Source organism: Streptomyces ficellus (genome assembly GCF_009739905.1).
Lineage (GTDB): Bacteria > Actinomycetota > Actinomycetes > Streptomycetales > Streptomycetaceae > Streptomyces > Streptomyces ficellus_A.
Genome location: NZ_CP034279.1, coordinates 3,753,980 through 3,773,484, shown reverse-complemented (window position 1 = coordinate 3,773,484; position 19,505 = coordinate 3,753,980). Strand labels below are relative to the sequence as shown.

General features: G+C 71.9%; 23 protein-coding genes and 1 tRNA gene. 16 read left to right on the top strand and 8 right to left on the bottom strand.

Translation table 11 applies throughout. The features are described 5' to 3' along the window. Positions 1-224 precede the first annotated feature (224 nt). The gene (locus EIZ62_RS16770) at positions 225-521 is read left to right on the top strand and encodes a type II toxin-antitoxin system VapB family antitoxin (RefSeq protein WP_003999914.1); all 297 of its coding nucleotides are present in this window, start codon (positions 225-227) and stop codon (positions 519-521) included. Between the two features lie 118 nt (positions 522-639). Then, entirely contained in the window at positions 640-1,269 is a 630-nt protein-coding gene (locus EIZ62_RS16765) for a LytR C-terminal domain-containing protein (protein WP_156693474.1), read from the top strand. 96 nt (positions 1,270-1,365) lie between these two features. Here the strand turns inward: EIZ62_RS16765 and upp are convergent, their stop codons facing one another. Continuing rightward, entirely contained in the window at positions 1,366-2,001 is a 636-nt protein-coding gene (upp, locus tag EIZ62_RS16760; RefSeq protein WP_156693473.1) for a uracil phosphoribosyltransferase, read from the bottom strand. 84 nt (positions 2,002-2,085) lie between these two features. Here upp and EIZ62_RS16755 point away from each other — a divergent pair, with 84 nt between their 5' ends. From EIZ62_RS16755 to EIZ62_RS16710, 11 genes are all read left to right on the top strand, one after another. After that, positions 2,086-2,289: a hypothetical protein gene (locus tag EIZ62_RS16755; RefSeq protein WP_156696441.1), complete on the top strand. Its 204-nt coding sequence runs from the start codon at positions 2,086-2,088 to the stop codon at positions 2,287-2,289. Positions 2,290-2,471: 182 nt separating this feature from the next. Beyond that, a complete protein-coding gene (locus EIZ62_RS16750) occupies positions 2,472-3,002 on the top strand; it encodes a tRNA adenosine deaminase-associated protein (protein ID WP_156693472.1) in 531 nt (176 codons plus the stop codon). Between the two features lie 65 nt (positions 3,003-3,067). Further along, complete coding sequence (gene tadA / locus EIZ62_RS16745; RefSeq protein ID WP_156693471.1) at positions 3,068-3,496, top strand: tRNA adenosine(34) deaminase TadA; 429 nt, start codon at positions 3,068-3,070, stop codon at positions 3,494-3,496. Positions 3,497-3,541: 45 nt separating this feature from the next. After that, positions 3,542-3,626: transfer RNA gene (locus tag EIZ62_RS16740), tRNA-Ser, on the top strand. Positions 3,627-3,954: 328 nt separating this feature from the next. Further along, the gene (locus EIZ62_RS16735; protein WP_244375744.1) at positions 3,955-4,803 is read left to right on the top strand and encodes an MEDS domain-containing protein; all 849 of its coding nucleotides are present in this window, start codon (positions 3,955-3,957) and stop codon (positions 4,801-4,803) included. Then, complete coding sequence (locus tag EIZ62_RS16730; RefSeq protein WP_156693470.1) at positions 4,800-5,753, top strand: sensor histidine kinase; 954 nt, start codon at positions 4,800-4,802, stop codon at positions 5,751-5,753. The genes EIZ62_RS16735 and EIZ62_RS16730 overlap by 4 nt, the downstream gene beginning before the upstream one ends. A 335-nt stretch (positions 5,754-6,088) precedes the next feature. Continuing rightward, positions 6,089-6,253 (top strand): hypothetical protein, encoded by a 165-nt coding sequence (locus EIZ62_RS31975; RefSeq protein ID WP_167536386.1) that lies wholly within the window; start codon positions 6,089-6,091, stop codon positions 6,251-6,253. Positions 6,254-6,262: 9 nt separating this feature from the next. Beyond that, positions 6,263-6,556, top strand: a complete 294-nt coding sequence (locus tag EIZ62_RS16725; RefSeq protein ID WP_156693469.1) for a Dabb family protein — start codon at positions 6,263-6,265, stop codon at positions 6,554-6,556. Positions 6,557-6,819: 263 nt separating this feature from the next. Then, positions 6,820-7,626 (top strand): RNA polymerase sigma factor SigF, encoded by an 807-nt coding sequence (locus tag EIZ62_RS16720; protein ID WP_156696439.1) that lies wholly within the window; start codon positions 6,820-6,822, stop codon positions 7,624-7,626. 234 nt (positions 7,627-7,860) lie between these two features. Continuing rightward, complete coding sequence (locus EIZ62_RS16715) at positions 7,861-8,781, top strand: SigB/SigF/SigG family RNA polymerase sigma factor (protein ID WP_156693468.1); 921 nt, start codon at positions 7,861-7,863, stop codon at positions 8,779-8,781. 77 nt (positions 8,782-8,858) lie between these two features. After that, positions 8,859-9,665, top strand: coding sequence for a hypothetical protein (locus EIZ62_RS16710; RefSeq protein WP_156693467.1), 807 nt, complete (start codon positions 8,859-8,861; stop codon positions 9,663-9,665). 39 nt (positions 9,666-9,704) lie between these two features. Here the strand turns inward: EIZ62_RS16710 and EIZ62_RS16705 are convergent, their stop codons facing one another. Continuing rightward, positions 9,705-9,905: a hypothetical protein gene (locus EIZ62_RS16705; RefSeq protein ID WP_156693466.1), complete on the bottom strand. Its 201-nt coding sequence runs from the start codon at positions 9,903-9,905 to the stop codon at positions 9,705-9,707. Positions 9,906-10,064: 159 nt separating this feature from the next. Here EIZ62_RS16705 and EIZ62_RS16700 point away from each other — a divergent pair, with 159 nt between their 5' ends. From EIZ62_RS16700 to EIZ62_RS16690, 3 genes are all read left to right on the top strand, one after another. Then, positions 10,065-10,526, top strand: coding sequence for a MarR family winged helix-turn-helix transcriptional regulator (locus EIZ62_RS16700; RefSeq protein WP_156693465.1), 462 nt, complete (start codon positions 10,065-10,067; stop codon positions 10,524-10,526). A 142-nt stretch (positions 10,527-10,668) separates the two neighbouring features. Beyond that, entirely contained in the window at positions 10,669-13,065 is a 2,397-nt protein-coding gene (locus tag EIZ62_RS16695; RefSeq protein ID WP_483030215.1) for an MFS transporter, read from the top strand. Positions 13,066-13,190: 125 nt separating this feature from the next. Further along, the gene (locus EIZ62_RS16690) at positions 13,191-14,009 is read left to right on the top strand and encodes a YceI family protein (protein ID WP_156693463.1); all 819 of its coding nucleotides are present in this window, start codon (positions 13,191-13,193) and stop codon (positions 14,007-14,009) included. 11 nt (positions 14,010-14,020) lie between these two features. Here EIZ62_RS16690 and EIZ62_RS16685 read toward each other — a convergent pair whose 3' ends face one another. The 6 genes from EIZ62_RS16685 to EIZ62_RS16660 form a co-directional block, all read right to left on the bottom strand. Continuing rightward, the gene (locus EIZ62_RS16685) at positions 14,021-14,773 is read right to left on the bottom strand and encodes a TetR/AcrR family transcriptional regulator (protein WP_156693462.1); all 753 of its coding nucleotides are present in this window, start codon (positions 14,771-14,773) and stop codon (positions 14,021-14,023) included. 29 nt (positions 14,774-14,802) lie between these two features. Beyond that, entirely contained in the window at positions 14,803-16,335 is a 1,533-nt protein-coding gene (locus tag EIZ62_RS16680; protein ID WP_156693461.1) for an MFS transporter, read from the bottom strand. Positions 16,336-16,434: 99 nt separating this feature from the next. Continuing rightward, positions 16,435-17,172 carry a response regulator transcription factor gene (locus tag EIZ62_RS16675; RefSeq protein ID WP_156693460.1) on the bottom strand — a complete coding sequence of 246 codons (738 nt, stop codon included), beginning with the start codon at positions 17,170-17,172 and terminating at the stop codon, positions 16,435-16,437. A 52-nt stretch (positions 17,173-17,224) separates the two neighbouring features. Next, positions 17,225-18,106, bottom strand: coding sequence for an amidohydrolase family protein (locus tag EIZ62_RS16670; RefSeq protein WP_156693459.1), 882 nt, complete (start codon positions 18,104-18,106; stop codon positions 17,225-17,227). Next, on the bottom strand, positions 18,093-18,428 hold the full coding sequence (locus EIZ62_RS16665; protein WP_156693458.1) for an antibiotic biosynthesis monooxygenase family protein: 336 nt from the start codon (positions 18,426-18,428) through the stop codon (positions 18,093-18,095). Before EIZ62_RS16665 ends, EIZ62_RS16670 begins: the two co-directional genes overlap by 14 nt. A gap of 143 nt (positions 18,429-18,571) precedes the next feature. After that, a complete protein-coding gene (locus EIZ62_RS16660) occupies positions 18,572-19,441 on the bottom strand; it encodes a DUF2797 domain-containing protein (RefSeq protein ID WP_156693457.1) in 870 nt (289 codons plus the stop codon). Positions 19,442-19,505: the final 64 nt, after the last annotated feature.

Sequence of the window (19,505 nt, the reverse complement as noted above, 5' to 3'; positions counted from 1 at the left end):
TCCGGCCGACGTGGCCGACGTACGGCCGGCGGACCACCGGGCGGCCCGTCCGTCCACGGCGCGCCGCGGGGACACCCCCCGCGGCGCGCCGTCGTGTCCGGGCCACCTCCGGGCCGGCTGCCGGCCCCGCACCCCCGGCCTGTCCCGGTATGCGCGATTTCTGATCCCATCGCGCCCGCGTCGCGTGGCTGCGCCGGGAGCCACTCGCCCGGTAGGCTTTCCGTGTGATCTTCAAGCGCATCGGTAACGGGCGGCCGTATCCCGACCACGGCCGGGAAAGCACCCGGCAGTGGGCGGATGTGGCGCCGCGCCCGGTCCGCCTCGATCAGCTCGTGACCACCAAGGGCCAGCTGGATCTGGAGACGCTCCTCGCCGAGGACTCGACCTTCTACGGCGACCTCTTCGCGCACGTCGTGAAGTGGCAGGGCGATCTCTACCTCGAGGACGGACTGCACCGCGCCGTGCGCGCGGCCCTCCAGCAGCGCCAGGTGCTCCACGCCCGCGTGCTCGAACTCGACTGAGCGGACGACCGGGCGATGGCCTGGCGATGTCAGCCTTTCGGGCCCTTTCCCACCCGTCCGGCCCTCCTCCGCTGATCGTTTAGTAGGCATAGTCACCGGGCCGCATTACGCTGCGCCCATGAGCATGCTCACTCCCCCCGGCATGGGCGGAAAGTACCGCATTACGGGTAACGCCTACCCGCGTATGCGCCGCCCGCGACGCCGTCGCCGGATCGTGGTCGCGGCGCTCGCCGCAGTGGTCGCCCTCGGACTGGCCGGCTGGGGAACGCTCCAGCTCATCGACGTCTTCGGCGGAGGCGGGGCCGACGACCGGGCACGCACCACGGCCGGCCCCGGCTGCAAGCCCCGCAAGAACGCCGTAACGGCCGTCCACGTACCGCTCAAGCCCGCGCAGATCACGGTGAACGTCTACAACGCGACGCCCCGCGCGGGCCTCGCCAAGACGACCGCCGACGAGCTGAAGAAGCGCGGCTTCGCCATTGGCAAGGTGGGCAACGCCCCGGCCGCGTACGACAAGAAGGTCCCCGGGGCCGGGATGCTGCTCGGCGGCACCGCGTCGGGCAAGAGCGCGGTCCCCGTGCTGCGCACGCAGCTCAAGGGCGCGGCGGTCAAGACCGACACCCGCGCGACGGCCGACGTGGACCTGATCATCGGTACGGCCTTCAAGAGCCTGACAGCACCGAAGGACGCGACCGCCGCCCTGACCGCCCTGGCCAAGCCGGCGCCCGCGCCCTCCGGGAAGTGCTGAGCGGCGCACCCCGACCGCCCCGCCGCGCGCGGCGGGGCCGCCCCGCGCGGCGGGGCCGCCCCGCGCGGCCGGACGGCGACCGCGTCCCGCCGGGTGCTACTCGGCGGTGCCGTACATCCGGTCACCCGCGTCGCCGAGGCCCGGGACGATGTAGCCGTGCTCGTTGAGCCGCTCATCGACCGAGGCCGTCACGACCGTCACCGGCGTGCCCGCCAGCTCGCGCTCCATGACCTCGACGCCCTCGGGCGCCGCCAGCAGCACGACCGCCGTCACGTCGTCCGCGCCCCGCTTGATCAGCTCGCGGATCGCGGCGACCAGCGTGCCGCCCGTGGCCAGCATCGGGTCCAGCACGTACACCTGGCGCCCGGAGAGGTCCTCCGGCATGCGGGTGGCGTAGGTGGACGCCTCCAGCGTCTCCTCGTTGCGGATCATCCCGAGGAAACCCACCTCGGCGGTCGGCAGCAGCCGCACCATGCCGTCGAGCATGCCGAGACCGGCCCGCAGGATCGGCACGACCAGCGGCTTCGGGCTCGACAGCTTCACCCCGGTCGTCCGGGTCACCGGGGTCTCGATGTCGACCTGCTCGGTGCGCACGTCCCGGGTGGCCTCGTACGCGAGCAGGGTGACCAGCTCGTCGGCGAGCCGCCGGAAGGTCGGGGAGTCGGTGCGCCTGTCGCGCAGAGTGGTGAGTTTGTGCGCCACCAGCGGGTGGTCGACGACGTGGATCCGCATGCCCTCAACAGTAGCCCGCACTGGCATCAACCCCCGCCGCGGAGGGAAGGTGGGGTGGACGGACCCAGCGTGGGGGTGGTCGCGATGCCGGACCCGGAAGAGCCGGAACGGAAGCAGGACGGCCGGGCGCAGGACCGCCTGGACGGCGACGCCGAGCGCAGGCGGCGGCGCGCCCAGTTCCTGCGCGAACTGAACGAGGCGAAGGCGCTGCGCGACCGCGTCCAGCCGCGCCGGGCGAGGGCCGCCCGGATGCGTCAGCAGATGCGTATGCGTACGTTCCGCTGGTGAACCACCCGGACACTGGTGGTTCGCTTGGTGACACGGACCGGGCATCGGACTCAGACTGGTGCACGACGCAAGAGCGGAACACCTCTCCTGAGGGCCCCGCGTCTGCCACGATGCCGAGTGGGCGGGGCATTCAAGGAGCGTGCCGCCCGATCGTCACACCTCTGATCAGTGGGAGAGTCACGGTGTACTTCGCCGCACTGCTCGCGCGCACCGAAGACGGGTGGGAAGCGAGCGACACAGAGCTCGACGATGTGGAGACCTTGTCGGATCTGACCGAGCTGGCCCGTGATGCCTCGGTGGACGACGACACAGTGATCGTCTATATCGAGCAGGAGGACGCATGGTTCGGCATCGTCCGCGTGGAGGGTGAGGACGACCCTCGCATCTACGTCTCCGACGGAGCGGCCGCCGCCCGCTCCTCGTACGGGGAGATCCTCACCAAGGAACTGCTGGGAGACGACCAGGAGGACGACGGCCCCGACCTGGACGCGCTGGACCTCGACGGCACCGAGGACGGGGAGCCCGCCGAGGACGACGACGAGGAGGAATCGGCGGTGGCGGCGGAGGCCGTGCCCGCGGAGCCGGTCGGCGACCGGCTGGTCCTGGACGACCTCGGCCTGTCCGAGAAGGAACTGCTGGCGCTTCAGACCGACGCGCTCTCCGAGATCGCGGACGCGCTCGGCGCCGCGGAGGTCCTGGAGGCCGTCCGCTAGTGCGTCCGGCACCATCATCCACACCCGCCGCGACCGATCCCGTCCGGGAGCCGTGGCGGGCGCCCATGCTCCGCGCGATCGCGGAGGCGGAGCGGGCCGCGCGGGCCGGCGACGTGCCGGTCGGCGCGGTCGTGCTGTCCCCGGACGGCACGGTGCTCGCCACCGGTCACAACGAGCGCGAGGTGACGGGCGATCCGACCGCGCACGCCGAGGTGCTGGCGCTGCGCCGGGCGGCCGAGGCGTTCGGGCAGTGGCGGCTGACGGGCTGCACGCTGGTCGTGACGCTGGAGCCGTGCGTGATGTGCGCGGGCGCGCTCCAGCAGTCGCGGGTGGACCGGCTGGTGTTCGGCGCGCGGGACGAGAAGGCGGGCGCGGTCGGTTCGCTGTGGGACCTCGTGCGGGACCGCCGGCTCAACCACCGGCCCGAAGTGGTCCACGGGGTGCTGGAGGAGGAGTGCGCGGCGCTCCTCACCCGGTTCTTCCGCGGGCGGTGACCATGGATTTCTTCGTAGCGGCACCTTTGGGCTAAGCTCTCTCTCGGTAGCGTGTCCGAGCGGCCGAAGGAGCTCGCCTCGAAAGCGAGTGTGGCGCAAGTCACCGAGGGTTCAAATCCCTCCGCTACCGCTGGTAGACCGCAGGGTCCGACTCTCTGAGTCGGACCCTGCGGTCGTCTCCGTCCCGGTTTGCGTCTCGGTCGGGTTCCCCAGGACCCAGCGTGCAACGGCGGAACAGCCGACGAACGTCTCGAGGGCCAAGAGGGCAACGACGTCGTCGATGGCGGGCTGGACTCGCGGGTCTTGCCACAGCTGGTGGCCAGTCCGTGCCACTGCTCGGCGACCACTCGGTCGGGCCGGGGTTCGTGCTCACCCCACCACGGGGTCTCGTGTCCCTTTGAGTAGCGCCTTGCGCGCGGCTTCCCTCTCGGACCGGCCCTACCGTCGGGCGCAGTATTGTGCTGAACAGTGTCGGACGACGGCTTGAAGGGGGCGGCGTGAGAGCGGCGCGGGCGTTGGTCTCGTTGGACGAGGTCGAGCTGGGTGATCACGTGTGCTGCCTTACCGACCGGTACGCCTCCTTCGCCGAGGACGCGCGGGCCTACGCTGCCGACGGAGCGCTGTACGGAGACAAGATCGTTGTTGTGGGCCCCTTGGGCGCCCAGGGCGGCACGGCGGGCACCGGTCTTCTCCCGGAAACGGCTGTGCTTCTCGACTTCCCGGGTGGGGTGGACAGCGCCTCCCTTTTGTCCGCGGTGCGGCGGGAAGCCCGAACCGCTGCTCACGAGGGCTTTCGGTCGGTGCGTGTGCTCACCGAGCGGGTGCCTGCGACGGCTCCCGGAGCGGCCGACGAGCTGCTGGCTCAGGAGCTGGAGCTCGACGAGTTCGCCTCGGAGACCGGCGCCATCGTGGTGTGCGCCTTCAGACGATCACAGTGGGATGCGCTTACGCTGGAACATGTGGCCAGTGTGCATCCGCATGAGGTGGGCATGCGTGCAGAGCGTCCGACCTTTCGGATGTTCAGTACGGGCACCGGCAGGTGGAGCGTGGACGGAGTGATCGACTCGCAAGGCGCGTCGGCGTTCAACGCCGCCCTACGCGCTGCGATGCGGAGTGCGCCAGCCGTGACGCTCGAGTTCGAGAAGCTCGCGATGATTGATGCCGCCGGCATGCACGCGCTCGTCGACGCGGCTCGTCACGTGCCGGACGGGCGAATCCGGGTGGAGGGCGCGAACGAGCTCGTGCGTCTGTGCTGGGAGCTCGCGGGCTACGCCACTGATGGCGTTCCGGTGGTGATGGCCGCGTGAGTACGATCCTCGAACCGTCCGACGACGCCGGGGCCTTTCGCCACGAGCTCTACCCCTATAGGGGTGACGCCCAGTTCCTCGATGGTGCCCTCGGCTTCATCCGCGAGGCGCTGGAAGGGGAGGAGACGGTGGTCGTCGCCGTACCCCCGGACAAGGCCTCACTTCTGCGCCACGAGCTGGCCAAGGAGCCGGCTGTCACCTTTGTCGACACCGCGACGGCTGGACCTAATCCGGGCCGGCACATCGCCGCCTGGGCCGCCTGGATGGCGGAACGGAGCGGGGACGGCAGGCCGGTGCGGGGCATCGGTGAGACTGCCTGGCGAAAGGCGCGCAACGCGGCGCACCTCTCGGAGCTGCGCCATCATGAGTGGCTTATCAACCGGGCCTTCGCACACAGCGCAACGTGGTCGATGCTGTGCCCTTACGACGCCTCTGACGAGGACGAGTCCGCCCTGCGATCGCTGTCCGACTGCCACCCGCTGATCCGCCGGGACGGGCACCATGTGCGCAACGCGAGTTACCTGGCCGCAGACGTGTATCCGTTCGAGGCTCTGGCCGCCCCGTGCGATCCGTACCAGGAGATGATCTACACACACGACGACCTCGCCGCCGTCCGCTCGAAGACGACACAGTGCGCCTCCGACGCGGGCGTCCCGCAGGAAGGGCTGGCCAAGCTGGCCGTGGCCGTCACGGAGATAGCGACCAACAGCATCCGCCACGGCGGGGGCCAAGGGACACTGCGCACCTGGACCCAAGACGCGACGTTCCTGTGCGAGTTCCGCGACGCCGGGTACATCTCCGACATCATGGCGGGGCGCGTGCGACCCACCGCGGACCAGATCGGTGGTCGCGGCCTCTGGCTCGCGCACCAGCTCTGCGACCTGGTCGAGATCCGCTCCACTCCTCATGAGGGCACGACTGTCCGTCTCCACATGGATGTCCCGCGCTAAGGCCTGTTGTGAATGTGCTGTCCGCCGCCGCGCCGGCGTGCTGGCGGGCCCGGCAGACGGTGGAGTCGACGTTGCCGTCGAGGTGGTCTGGGCGTCGCAATGTCGCTCCGGCTCGCGACCGCTTCGGTCACTTCGGCACGGGTTTTCCGCTCGACGTGCCACTGGTCCGGCTTGCCGTCGTCCCGGATGCCGGCGGTCACCCGGTGATCCTGAGGCAGTCATCGCCGCCGGTCCCCGGGCTCGGGGCCTCGGTTAGACTCACCCGACCGCCCAGGGGGTGGGACGGGGATCGCAGGGCACAGCGATCGCAGCGGCGAGACGGGGAGACCGGGTCGATGGTGCAGGCCAAGAAGATCACGCTGTACGTGGTCGTCGTCTTCGTGCTGTACACGATCATCAACTCCCCCGCGCGTGCCGCCGACCTCGTCCAGGTAGGGTTCGAGGGCATTTCGAGCGCCGCACAGGGTGTCGGCGACTTCATGACCGAGCTCGTGAACTAGGAGTCCGCCGTGATCCGCCACCTGGTCCTCTTCAAGCTCGACGACGGCGTGCGACGCGACGAGCCGCGTGTCGCCGACGCCGTGAAGGCGTTCGAGGAGCTCGGCGGGATCGTCCCGGAGCTGGAGTTCTGGGAGTGCGCCTGGAACATCACCGACCGGGACATCGCCTACGACTTCGCCATCAACTCCGCGGTCGCGGACAAGGACGCGCTGAAGCGGTACATCGAGCACCCGGCCCACCAGGCCGCCGCCGGTCAGTGGCGCGAGTTCGCCACATGGGTGATCGCCGACTACGAGTTCTGAGCCGTACGCCGCTTCCGGCGGTCCGGTGGCCTGGCCCCGCACCCGATGGTGCGGGGCTTTTCGCTGCCCGGACCGGGACACCGCACGACGACAACACGACGTTATCAGGTGCTTGCACACAGTGGACATGTCTTGTGATGCTATGACCGCTTTTGACGGATGAGTTGACCGTAGTTGACCGCGTAATCCACCGCGAGTAATCCACCGCGAAACGACCGCGAAGGGGTGGCGTGAACGTGCCGGCCAGTACGACGCCTCAACAGGTGCCGCCCCAGAACGAGTCGGAGGCCCGCACCACGGCACAGGGGCGGGCGGCCGACACCCGAGCGCTCACCCAGGTGCTGTTCGGCCAGCTCAAGACGCTGGAGCCCGGCACCCAGGAGCACAACCGGGTGCGCGGAGCCCTCATCGAGGCGAACCTGCCGCTCGTGCGGTACGCCGCCGCCCGCTTCCGCTCCCGCAACGAGCCGATGGAGGACGTCGTCCAGGTCGGCACGATCGGGCTGATCAACGCGATCGACCGGTTCGACCCCGACCGGGGCGTGCAGTTCCCGACGTTCGCCATGCCGACCGTGGTCGGCGAGATCAAGCGGTACTTCCGGGACAACGTCCGCACCGTCCACGTACCGCGCCGGCTGCACGAGCTGTGGGTGCAGGTCAACGGCGCGACCGAGGACCTGACGACCGCCCACGGCCGCTCGCCCACGACCGCCGAGATCGCCGAGCGCCTGAAGATCTCCGAGGACGAGGTGCTGTCCTGCATCGAGGCGGGCCGCTCGTACCACGCGACGTCCCTGGAGGCCGCCCAGGAGGGCGACGGGATGCCGGGGCTGCTGGACCGGCTCGGCTACGAGGACCCGGCGCTGGCCGGGGTCGAGCACCGCGACCTCGTGCGCCACCTGCTCGTGCAGCTGCCCGAGCGGGAACAGCGGATCCTGATGCTGCGCTACTACAGCAATCTGACGCAGTCCCAGATCAGCCAGGAACTGGGCGTCTCCCAGATGCACGTGTCAAGGCTCCTGGCCCGCAGCTTCGCCCGTCTCAGATCCGCAAATCGAATCGACGCGTAACCTGATCGGGTAGACCCGTTCAGCCCAGGATCGACCGGCCAAATTGGCCCACACCCCCAGTTTCCAGCGCATATTTGCCGCATTCTTGTCGACAAGTCACTACAGCGCGTTGCCGACATGTGACATTCTGCTGGAACCGCGTTTGCCGCAGTCTCGGCTCCGGTATTCAGGTGGAGGCTGCGTTCCTCCGATGGTCGCGGCCCACGCGACCGTCCGCGACCTCAAGGGGGTGGCATGTCCGCAGAACAGGGCAGCTCGAAGGTGCTCACGCTCACGCCCGTGCCGGAGTCCGTGCCCGTGCCGGAGTCCGCACCGGCACCCGTGCCCGTACCCGCGCAGAGCGGACCCGCGACAGCTCCTGACACCGTGTCGTCGGCGTCCGACGCCATCGACACCCGCACTCTGTCCCGCTCCCTGTTCCTGCGGCTCGCCGCCCTGGACGCCGACGGCGTGGAAGGCCCGGAGCGCACCTACGTCCGTGACACGCTCATCGAGCTGAACCTGCCCCTCGTGCGGTACGCCGCCGCCCGCTTCCGCTCCCGCAACGAGCCGATGGAGGACATCGTCCAGGTCGGCACCATCGGCCTGATCAAGGCGATCGACCGGTTCGACTGCGAACGGGGCGTGGAGTTCCCGACGTTCGCCATGCCGACGGTCGTCGGGGAGATCAAGCGGTTCTTCCGCGACACCTCGTGGTCGGTGCGGGTGCCGCGCCGGCTCCAGGAGCTGCGCCTGGCGCTGACCAAGGCGAGCGACGAGCTGGCGCAGAAGCTGGACCGCTCGCCGACCGTACCCGAACTCGCTGCCGTGCTCGGCGTGTCGGAGGACGACGTGGTCGACGGCCTCGCGGTCGGCAACGCGTACACGGCCTCCTCGCTCGACTCGCCCTCCCCCGAGGACGACGGGGGCGAGGGCTCGCTGGCCGACCGGCTCGGGTACGAGGACACCGCCCTCGAGGGCGTCGAGTACCGGGAGTCGCTCAAGCCGCTCCTCGCCAAACTCCCGCCCCGCGAGCGGCAGATCATCATGCTGCGGTTCTTCGCCAACATGACGCAGTCCCAGATCGGCGAGGAGGTGGGCATCTCGCAGATGCACGTCTCCCGGCTGCTGACCCGCACGCTCGCGCAGCTGCGGGAAGGGCTCATCTCCGACTGAGGCGACCGGCGTCGAGGCGTACGGCGTCACGGCGTACGCCTCTTCATAACTGACGGCCCGTCAGGCACACTGGCGCGATGAGGCGTGAGGGGCTGATCGGGATCACGGCGGTGGCGCTCTGCCTGGGCGGGGTGCTCACCGCGTGCGGGAACGGCGCCGGGGAAAGCCGCGTGGCGACCGGCTCGGCCGGCCACCCCGCCGGCTCGGCACCGGTCCCGCCGTCGGGCGAGGTCGTGCTCGTACCGCTGGACGCGGGACCCGTCGGCGAAGCCGGTAGCGGAGGGGGCGGTGGGGGTACGCGGCCGAGCGCGCCGCCCCTGTCGGCCGCACCCCCGTCCCGCGCGCCGTCGGTGCCCGCACCCGCCCGGACGGCCACGCCGGGGTCCGGCGCACAGGCCGGCTCGGCCGGTCCGGCCGGTACGCCGTCGCAGGCCGCGCCCGAGCCCGGCGGTTCGGCCGCGCCCGCACCACCGGCGCCGCAGCGGCCGCGCCCTCCGCTGCCGCCGGAGAAGCCGCACGAGCCGCAACCGCCGGAGCCCCGTCCGACTCCACCGCCCGCGCCGCAACCGCCGCCCGCCCCCGCCGCCCTCGCGGTCGGCGAACCGCTGCGCGCACCCGGGGACCGGCGCTGGTGCGAGAAGGTGACCGTGACGTTCCGCAACACCGGTGGCTCACCGGTGCGTTCGGGCACCGCCACGTTCGCCACGCACATCATCGGGGCGCTCGGGGTCGACTGGGCGACGATCGAGTCACGTCAGCCGCTGCCGGCGCCGATCGCGGCGGGCGCGTCGAGGACGCAGACGTACACCGTGTGCGTGGACGCCTGGCGGGTGCCCCTGGGCATGCACATGGAGACCCAGGACGTCAGCGCGTCCTGGGAGTGAGCCCCGCAGACCCCGAGAGCCTCCGCGGCGGCGGAAGGGTCAGCCGAGTGCGAGCCAGGCGACCGCGGCGACGATCACGACGACCGCGACGACGCCGGCGATCAGGCCGACCCGCGGGCCCGACTGGGCCGCCGCCTGCGGCTGCCGCCGCGGGGTGCCCTCGTCGACGAAGGCGCGGAACATCTGCGTGCTGCCCGCCGGGTCGTGGTTGCCGTCGGGGCCCTGGGGGTTGTGTGCCATGGGGCAGGACCCTAGCGAACCCGGCCCCGCCACCCAACCGCCGCCCGGTCCTCGCCTTCCTTTGCCAGGACTTTAGCCACCTTCGCCCGGTTTTAGTTTGCCTGTAGCAACCAACAGCTTCTATGGTTGCCCTAAGCAACAAGATGTGTGGGGGTGCCCGTGGCGGAGCGGAGTCAGTACGAGGAACTGGCCCGGCATCTGAGCGCCATCGGCGCCGTCAAGCGCGGACTCTCGCGGGCCCTGCCCGCCGAGTGCCCGGGCGGATCGGCGGCCGTGCTGTCCCTGCTCGCCCACCACGGCGACATGCGGATGAGCCGGCTCTCCGAGCTGCTCGCCGTCGACATGTCGGTCACCAGCCGCCATGTCGCGCACGTCGTGGACCGCGGCTGGGTCGAGCGGCTGCCCGACCCGGACGACCGGCGCTCCCGCATCCTGCGGCTGACCCCCGCGGGTCAGGACATGCTCGACGACCTCGGCCGTCGGACCACGGACATGTTCGCCCGCACCCTCAAGGACTGGTCCGACGACGACGTCGGACGGCTGACCGCACTGCTCGCCCGCCTCCGGGACTCCTTCGGGGACTGCCGGGCGCACGCCACCCGTACGCCCGCGGACACGTGAGCAGCCGCGACGCAAGCCGCCGCGACGTAAGCACAGCCGACAACGCAAGCAGCCGACACGTAAGCAAAGGAAGTTCATGGCTACGACCACACCGGCCGGTGTGCGGGGCGGCCACGCCAAGACCCGTGACGACGGGGCGCCGATGACGCACCGACAGATCATGGAGGCGCTCTCCGGGCTGCTGCTCGGGATGTTCGTCGCCATCCTGTCCTCGACGATCGTCTCCAACGCGCTCCCGCAGATCATCTCCGACCTCGGCGGCGGCCAGAGCGCCTACACCTGGGTCGTGACCGCCTCGCTGCTCGCGATGACGGCGACCACCCCGCTGTGGGGCAAGCTCTCGGACCTCTTCTCCAAGAAGCTGCTGGTCCAGATATCCCTGGTCATCTACGTGCTGGGGTCGGTCGTCGCCGGCCTCTCGCAGAACGCCGGCATGCTCATCGCCTGCCGCGTCGTCCAGGGCATCGGCGTCGGCGGCCTGTCCGCCCTCGCGCAGATCGTGATGGCCGCGATGATCTCGCCGCGCGAGCGCGGCCGCTACAGCGGCTACCTCGGCGCGACCTTCGCCGTCGCCACCGTCGGCGGCCCGCTGCTCGGCGGCGTCATCACCGACACCGACTGGCTCGGCTGGCGCTGGTGCTTCTACGTCGGCGTACCCTTCGCGGTCATCGCGCTGATCGTCCTCCAGAAGACCCTGAAGCTGCCGGTCGTCAAGCGGCAGGTCAAGGTCGACTGGTCCGGCGCCTTCTTCATCAGCGCGGCGGTCTCGCTGCTGCTGGTGTGGGTCACCTTCGCGGGCGACAAGTACGACTGGGCGTCCTGGCAGACGTACACGATGGTGGGCGGATCGCTCGTCCTCGGTGCGCTGTTCCTGCTCGTCGAGTCGCGGGCGAGCGAGCCGATCATCCCGCTGCGGCTGTTCCGGAACCGTACGATCACCCTCGCCTCGCTCGCCTCGCTGTTCGTCGGTGTCGCGATGTTCGCCGGCACGGTCTTCTTCAGCCAGTACTTCCAGCTGGCGCGCGACAAGTCGCCGACCATGTCCGGCGTCATGACCATCCCGATGATCGGCGGCCTGTTCCTGTCCTCCACGGTCAGCGGCCAGGTCATCACCAAGACGGGCCGCTGGAAGGCGTGGCTGGTCAGCGGTGGCGTGCTGGTGACCGCCGGCCTCGGCCTGCTGGGCACCATCCGGTACGACACGGAGTACTGGCACATCGCGGTCTTCATGGCCGTCCTGGGCCTGGGCCTCGGCATGATGATGCAGAACCTCGTGCTGTGCACCCAGAACCAGGTCGACCCCTCCGACCTCGGTGCCGCCTCCTCCGTCGTCACCTTCTTCCGGTCCCTCGGCGGTGCCATCGGCGTCTCGGCGCTGGGCGCGGTCATGGCGAACCGGGTCACCCACTACGTCCAGGACGGCCTCGCCGACCTGGGCCCGCAGGGCGCGGCGCTGGGCCACGGCGGTACGGGCAGCGGCGGCATCCCCGACCTGGACGCGCTGCCCGCCCCGTTCCGCACGGTGATGGAGACGGCGTACGGGCACGGTGTCGCGGACGTCTTCCTGTACTCGGCCCCCTTCGCGCTGCTCGCCCTCCTCGTCACCCTGTTCATCAAGGAGGTCGCGCTGAAGAGCAACGCGAGCCCGGAGCCCGCCCCGGCGGCGGCTCCCGCGCCCGGCGCCCCCGCCGAAGCCACGCCGGAGCCGGCACCGGCACCGGCTCCGGCAGCCACGGCGGAGGCGCCCGTCGCTCCACCCGCGAGCAGCGCTCCCGGAACGCCCGTCCACGGCACCGTCCGTACCGGCGAGGGCACGCCCGTCGCCCGTGCCGCCGTCACGCTGATCTCCCTCGCGGGGCGCCAGCTGGGCCGCGCGGTCGCGCAGGCGGAGGGCCACTACGCGCTGGACGCCCCCGGCCCGGGCTCGTACGTGCTGATCGCCTCGGCCGACGGCTACCAGCCGCAGGCGTCCACGGTCGTCGTGGGCGGGGAGGCGCTGGCGTACGACATCCTCCTGTCCGGTACGAGCGGACTCGTCGGCTCCGTACGGGCAGCCGAGGGCGGGGAGCCCGTGGAGGGCGCGATGGTGATCGTCACGGACGTGCGCGGTGACGTGCTCGCCACCGGCACGTCCACCCAGGACGGCACCTTCGCCTTCGCCGAGCTGGTGCCGGGCACGGTGACCGTGGCCGTCAACGCCGAGGGCCACCGGCCGCTCGCCCTGCCGGTCGAGATCGGCGGCCAGGGCGTCACGCGGATCGAGGCGCTCCTCCGGGCCGGTGCCCGGCTGCGGGGCACGGTGCGCGCCGGTGCGGACCGCCGTCCGCTGGGCGACGCGCGGGTGACGCTGGTCGACGCGGCCGGAAACGTCGTCGCGACGGCGACCACCGGCGAGGACGGCGCCTACGCGTTCGCCGACCTCGACTCGGGCGACTACACGGTCATCGCCACCGGCTACCCGCCCGTCGCCGGCGCCCTCACGGTGTCCGGCCCCGGAGTCGACGGCCACGACATCGAGCTGGCCCACCCGGGCGAGTAACCACCGGGTCCGGGTACACGGCCCGACAGACCCCCGGCCGCGCGTCGAGCGGAGGCGTGGGCGGGTGGGGGCGGCAGGCAGGGGACGGCCTGCCGCCCCGCTTTCGTACGAGGAGAGAAACGGGAATGGGACTTCACGCACAGGTACGCACGCGGGACGGGTGGGCCGTTCAGCATGCCGTGGTGACCGTCACCGACATGACCGGCGCGCAGGTGCTGCGGGCCGAGGCCGACGCCGAGGGCGTCGTCACCGCGGACGCGCCGCTCGCCGCCGGGCCGTACACGGTGATCGTGACGGCCGTCGGCTACGCCCCCGCGGCGGTCACCGCGCTGGTGACGGCGAGCGGCCGGGCCGAGGTCGGCAGGGTCGTCCTCGCCCGGGCGGGCGGCGTCGAACTGCCGCCCCCGGGCGTCTGGACGCTGGACCCGGCGCACTCGTCGGTGGGCGCGGTGGCGCAGCACCTCGGCATCTCCAGCGTGCACGGGCGGTTCACCGGCTTCGGCGGGCGCATCGAGATCGCCCCCGACCTCGCCGCCTCGCGGGTGGACGCGGTGATATCGGCCGCGTCCATCGACACGGGCAACGGGCTGCGGGACAAGCACCTGAGGTCGCCCGACTTCCTGGACGTCGAGGTGTACCCCGAGATCACGTACCGCAGCCACGCCCTCAGCCCCGCGGGCCCCGACCGCTGGACCGTGCACGGCGCCCTGTCCCTGCACGGCGTCGTGCGGGACGTCGACCTCGACCTCACGTACCTGGGCACGGGTCCGGACCCGTGGGGCGGGGTGCGGGCGGCGTTCCGGGCGACGGCCGAACTGCGCCGGGAGGACTTCGCGATGAACTACAACCAGGTGCTCCAGGCGGGGATCTCCGCCATCGGTACGACGCTGCGCGTGGAGCTGGACGTCCAGGCCGTCCAGGGGGAGGCCCTGCCGCAGGGCTGAGCCCGGGCCACTCAGGAACTGGCGCCCCGGGCCACCATGGCCTCGATGCCCGCGATCTGGAGGTCCAGGGCGAACCGGAAGTCCCGGTCGCGCATCTCCCCCACGGTGTCCCCGCCGCGGGCCTCCATCATCCGCTCGACCCGCTCGAAGTGTTCCGCGTACCCGGGCCGTTGCCGGACCGTTCCCATGGCGTGCTCGAAGTACTCGTCCTGGGTCATCCCGGCCTCGGCGCACCGCTCCCGGAACTGGCCCTCGATGGTGCCGAAGCCGTACACGAACTGGAAGACCGAGGCCATGGCCCCGGTCTGGAGGTGCAGGGGGAGCCCGGTGTCGGCGATCACCTGCTGGGCCGCGCGGGCGAACTCCATCGACCGGGGGCCGATGTTGAGGAAGTGGCCGACCAGCGACGACACCCACGGGTGGGAGACGAACAGGCCGCGGTAGGAGGTGGCCACCTCCCGGAGCCGCTCGCGCCAGTCCGCCTCCGGCCCGGCCCCGGGGACGGGCATCTCGCCCACCACCCGGTCGAGCGCCAGCTCCAGGAGGTCGTCCTTGGTGTCGACGTACCAGTAGACCGACATCGCGGTCACGTCCAGCTCGGCCGCGAGCTTGCGCATCGAGAACTTGGCCAGTCCCTCCGCGTCCAGCAGCCGTACGGCCGCCTCGGTGATCCTCTCGCGGTCGAGCCCGGACGGCTGCTCGGCCTTCCGCGCCCGGCGCGACTTGCCCTCCAGCCACACGCTCGTCCGTCGCGCCGACACCATGGGCGTTCCTCCTCGTTCCTGGCCCGATGCTATGCCCCGGCGGCGGCCTGCCCGGACGGGCTCGCGCCGGCGCGCTCGGCCCGCCGCAGCAGCACCGCGGCCAGCAGACCGCCCGCGAGCACGGCCACCGCGCCGACCAGCTGGCTGGTCTCCAGGCCGGAGGCGAACGCGTCGGAGATCCTGGCCCTCTCGGCCGGCCCGTCCGCAGCGGCGAGCGCGGCGGGCAGGGACACGGCCGACACGGACACCAGCGCGGCGAACCGGGAGTTGAGCACCGCGCCGAGGACGGCGACGCCGAGCCCGTTGCCGAACTCCGCGAGGGTGCCGTTGATGCCGGCGCCCACGCCCGCCTTCTCCGGCGGGATGGCGCTCATGATGGCGTTGGCCATGGCGGGCATGGACAGCGCGACGCCCGCGCCCATGACGACCAGCCCGAACAGCATGCCGCCGTACCCGTGCGACCCGCCCAGGACCGCGATCGCGGCGAGGCCGGCGGAGACCAGGGCCATGCCGAGCGCGATGGTGCCGGGCGTACCGAGCTTGGGCAGCAGCCGGGCGCCGACGCCCGTGAGGTTGAGGACCACCACGGTGAGCGCGAGGGGCGCGGTGCGCAGACCCGCGTCGAGGGGCCCGTACCCGAGGACGAACTGGAGGTGCTGGGTGAGCAGGAACAGCGAGCCGGTCATGCCGAAGGCGACCAGGATGGCGCCCGCGACGGCTCCGACGAACCGCTGGTTGCGGAAGAAGTGCATGTCGAGCATGGGGTGCGGGGTGCGCAGCTCCCACAGGGCGAACGCGGCGAGCACGGCCGCGCCGAGCACGGCGGAGACGAGGACCTGGGCGGAGGTCCAGCCGTGGTCGGGCCCGGAGATGATCGCGTAGACGACCGCCGTCATGCCGATCGTCGACAGCACGGCACCGACGAGGTCGGGCCGGTCGCCCTGCTTGTGCTTGGACTCGGGTACGAGGGCGGCGACGGCGACGAGGCCGACGAGCGCGACGGGGATGTTGATCAGGAAGATCGCGCCCCACCAGAAGTGGTCGAGCACGAACCCGCCGAGCAGCGGCCCGGCGGCGAAGCCGAGCGAGCTGACCGTGGACCACAGGGCGATGGCCTTGACGCGCTCGGTGTCGTCGAAGATCTGGACGACGACCGCGAGGGTGGTGGTCATCAGCAGCGCGCCGCCGACGCCCATGCCCGCGCGGGCGGCGATCAACTGGGCGCTGGACTGGGCGAGTCCGGCGGCCAGGGAGCCGATGCCGAACAGGGCGAGGCCGGTGAGCAGCATCTTCTTGCGGCCGTAGCGGTCCGCCGCGTTGCCGGCGGTGAGGAGCAGGCCGGACTGGACGAGCGAGTACGCGTTGATCATCCACTGGATGTCGGCGGTGGAGGCGTCGAGCTCCTTGGTGAGGGAGGGGATCGCGACGCTGAGGACGGTGTTGTCGAGCAGCACGGTGAGCTGGGCGACACAGATCACGCCCAGGATCAGCCAGCGCTGCGGGTGGCCGCCGGTCGGGGCGGCGGGCGGCTTCCGGTCGTTCCCGGCGGTGGTCGCCGTCATGGGAAGGGCTCCTTGTACGGTGTACGGGACTTGGTCTCGTACACCGTACAAGGAGTCGCCTTACGCTGTATAAGCATTTTCGGCCGAGCCGTCGCCACCTCACCCGCCCGGCTTGATCAGGTACCCCGCCCCCCGCCGCGTGTGGATCATCGGCGCCCGTCCCGCGTCGATCTTCTTGCGCAGGTACGAGACGTACAGCTCGACCACGTTGGCCCGGCCCCCGAAGTCGTAGCTCCACACCCGGTCCAGGATCTGCGCCTTGCTCAGCACCCGGCGCGGGTTGCGCATCAGGAACCGCAGCAGCTCGAACTCCGTGGCGGTGAGGTGGATCGCACGTCCGCCCCGCGACACCTCGCGGCTGTCCTCGTCCAGCACCAGGTCCCCGACCACCAGAGCGGACCCGCCCCGGGCCGGTGCGGCACCCGACCGGCGGACCAGCCCGCGCAGCCGCGCCACGACCTCCTCCAGGCCGAACGGCTTGGAGACGACGTCGTCCCCGCCCGCCGTCAGCCCCGCGATCCGCTCCGTCCCGGAGTCGCGGGCCGTGAGGAACAGCACGGGCACGCCGGGCAGTTCGCGCCGCACCTCGCGCAGCACGGCCGGGGCGTCCGCGTCCGGCAGCATGAGGTCCAGCACGACGACGTCCGGCCGGAAGGCCCGCGCGGCACGCACCGCCCCGTCGCCGTTCCCGGCACCGCGCACCTCCCACCCCTCGTACCGCAGGGCCAAGGACAGCAGCTCGGACGTCGAGTCCTCGTGGTCGACGACGAGCACCCGTACGGCACTCCCGTCGGGTGTGAGCGGGTCGGTGCGCCCCTGGGGCGAGGTGACGGTCATGGTCCGACGCTGCCGGACGCCGCTGAGAGACCTCTTTCGCCTCCCTGTGAATTCACTGAGAAAACAGCCGGGCCCCGTTGTCGTGGCAGACCGCCCGCAGCCAGTCGTCGCCCATCCCGAGCCGCTGGAGCGCCTGGAGCTGATGGAGGTACCCGTAGGGGATGTTGGGGAAGTCGCTCCCCAGCAGGATGCGGTCGCCCAGGTCCGCGAGCCGCGGCCGCTCGGCCGGCGGGAAGGGCGCCAGGCGCTCGCTGAAGTCGGTGAACGCCATCGTGGTGTCCAGCCGCACCTCCTCGTACCGCTCGGCCAGATTCAGGAAGTCGGCGTACTCCGGCATCCCCATGTGCGCCACGACCAGCCGCAGCCGCGGGTGCCGGGCGAGCAGCCGGGCGACCGGCCCGGGACCGGTGTGCTTGCCCGGCGCGGGCCCGGAGCCGCAGTGGATCACGATCGGTACGCCCGCCCCGGCGAGCAGCCCCCAGGCGCCGTCCAGCAGCGGGTCGTTCGGGTCGTACGCGCCGACCTGCACGTGCGCCTTGAACACCCGGGCGCCCCCGTCGACCGCCTCCGCCACGTACCGCTCCACGCCCTCCTCCGGGAAGAGCGTCGCCGTCCGCAGGCACCCCTCGACGCGTGCGGCGAAGTCCGCCGCCCACGCGTTGAGCCACTCGGCCATCCCGGGCTTGTGCGGGTAGACCATCGACGTGAAGCGCAGCACCCCGAACTCCCGCAGCAGTTCGACCCGCCGGTCCTCCTCCTCGCGGTACACGATGGGCCACTCCGTCCCGGTCAGCGGCCCGGCGGAATCGAAGTACGCCCACACCTTCCGCAGCACGCGCTCCGGCATGAAGTGCGTGTGGACGTCCACGAGCCCCGGCGCCCCGAGCCGCTCCCAGAACGCCCTGACCTGCCGCGCCTCGTCATCCCCGGGCAAAGCCGTAACTCCGCTCGACCCGGCCCACGTGCACGCTGTACCGCTCGTACCAGTCCGCGCGCCCGCGCCGCATCGCGCCCTGGTGCTCGGCGTCGGCCCGCCAGGCGGCGATGGCCTCCTCGTCCTTGAAGTACCCGACGGTGATGCCGATGCCGCCGGGCGTCCGGGCCGACTCGTACCCGAGGAAGCCGGGCACCTCCCGCACCAGCTCCTCCATGCGCGCGGCGGTGTCCGCGTACCCCTCCTGGTCCTCGGTCCGCAGGGAGGTGAACACGACGGTGTAGTAAGGCGGTTCGAGCCCGCTCACAGGATGATCGCTCATGTGGATCACCCTCCGCCGGGGCGCGGGCCACTGTCCAGGCCCTCCGGAGATCAGGATCCGAGTCTTTACCCGGGGCGCGGTCACACCGGACCGGGCGGACCGGACCGGGCAGACCTGATGGCGGAGCCGGACAGGGCACGCCGTCAGAACAGTCCGTCCTGCGGCGGGGGCGCCGGGGCCACGGCGGTGACGGGCACGGTGGTCGCCTCCCCCGCCTCCGCGGCGACGAGCCCCCACCCCGTCATCAGCCGCGTGTCGAGGACCAGCGCCCGCCCGTCGGCGGCCGCCAGGTGCAGATCGGGTCCGGCGGCGGCGACGACCGCCCCGCTGACGCACCCGCCGTCGACCAGCTCGCCCACCACCGCGTCGACCCGCTCCACCGCGCCGAGCCGGAAGACCTCCACCTGGTCGACCACCCGCAACGGCGCCGGCTCCAGCGTGTCGGCCCACCCCGGCACGTCCGTGGCCCGCCGGTACAGCTCCGTCACCTCCGCCGCGCGCTCGCCCGCCCCGGGCAGCCCCACGCGCGCGGCCCGCTTCGCGGCGTACGGGATCCGGTCGGGCACCCCCAGCGCGGTACCGAGCACCTCCTCGGTCCGCCGCGCCGCCATCAGCGGCCCCCGCCCCAGCCAGGTGTACGCCACGGCACCCTGCTCCCGCAGCCGGGCGTCGCCCCGCTCCTCGGCGGTGATCCCGACCTTCACCATCCCGGCGCCGAACCACGCCAGGTACACGCGGTACGTCCGGGGGTCGTCCGCCATCGTGTCCGCGGCCACCGAACGGGCCCGCTCCAGCCGCGCGCACTCGGCGCACCGTCCCCCGGTCGTCCGGCCCCCGACCACGGCACCCACGGGACAGGGATTGCCCCGCGCCCCGGCACACCCCCGCTCGCCCACCGCCCGGAAGGCGATCACCCTCCCGCTCGCGAGCCCGCTGGTCCGCCCGCCCTCCCACACCAGCACGGGCTCGCCGCCCGCCCCGGCCCACCGCATCCCCCTGCACCGCCACACCATGCGGCCACGGTACGACCCCGCGCGGGGGCCGGGGCCGGCAACGCAAGAGGCCCCGGATCCCTCC

Coding starts and splice junctions, on each gene's coding strand:
- EIZ62_RS31975 (WP_167536386.1), top strand. CDS start 6,089: ATGGTGCAGGCCAAGAAGATCACGCTGTACGTGGTCGTCGTCTTCGTG.
- EIZ62_RS16755 (WP_156696441.1), top strand. CDS start 2,086: ATGCCGGACCCGGAAGAGCCGGAACGGAAGCAGGACGGCCGGGCGCAG.
- upp (WP_156693473.1), bottom strand. CDS start 2,001: ATGCGGATCCACGTCGTCGACCACCCGCTGGTGGCGCACAAACTCACC.
- EIZ62_RS16695 (WP_483030215.1), top strand. CDS start 10,669: ATGACGCACCGACAGATCATGGAGGCGCTCTCCGGGCTGCTGCTCGGG.
- EIZ62_RS16710 (WP_156693467.1), top strand. CDS start 8,859: ATGAGGCGTGAGGGGCTGATCGGGATCACGGCGGTGGCGCTCTGCCTG.
- EIZ62_RS16675 (WP_156693460.1), bottom strand. CDS start 17,172: ATGACCGTCACCTCGCCCCAGGGGCGCACCGACCCGCTCACACCCGAC.
- EIZ62_RS16705 (WP_156693466.1), bottom strand. CDS start 9,905: ATGGCACACAACCCCCAGGGCCCCGACGGCAACCACGACCCGGCGGGC.
- EIZ62_RS16665 (WP_156693458.1), bottom strand. CDS start 18,428: ATGAGCGATCATCCTGTGAGCGGGCTCGAACCGCCTTACTACACCGTC.
- EIZ62_RS16660 (WP_156693457.1), bottom strand. CDS start 19,441: ATGGTGTGGCGGTGCAGGGGGATGCGGTGGGCCGGGGCGGGCGGCGAG.
- EIZ62_RS16680 (WP_156693461.1), bottom strand. CDS start 16,335: ATGACGGCGACCACCGCCGGGAACGACCGGAAGCCGCCCGCCGCCCCG.
- EIZ62_RS16690 (WP_156693463.1), top strand. CDS start 13,191: ATGGGACTTCACGCACAGGTACGCACGCGGGACGGGTGGGCCGTTCAG.
- EIZ62_RS16685 (WP_156693462.1), bottom strand. CDS start 14,773: ATGGTGTCGGCGCGACGGACGAGCGTGTGGCTGGAGGGCAAGTCGCGC.
- EIZ62_RS16765 (WP_156693474.1), top strand. CDS start 640: ATGAGCATGCTCACTCCCCCCGGCATGGGCGGAAAGTACCGCATTACG.
- tadA (WP_156693471.1), top strand. CDS start 3,068: ATGCTCCGCGCGATCGCGGAGGCGGAGCGGGCCGCGCGGGCCGGCGAC.
- EIZ62_RS16715 (WP_156693468.1), top strand. CDS start 7,861: ATGTCCGCAGAACAGGGCAGCTCGAAGGTGCTCACGCTCACGCCCGTG.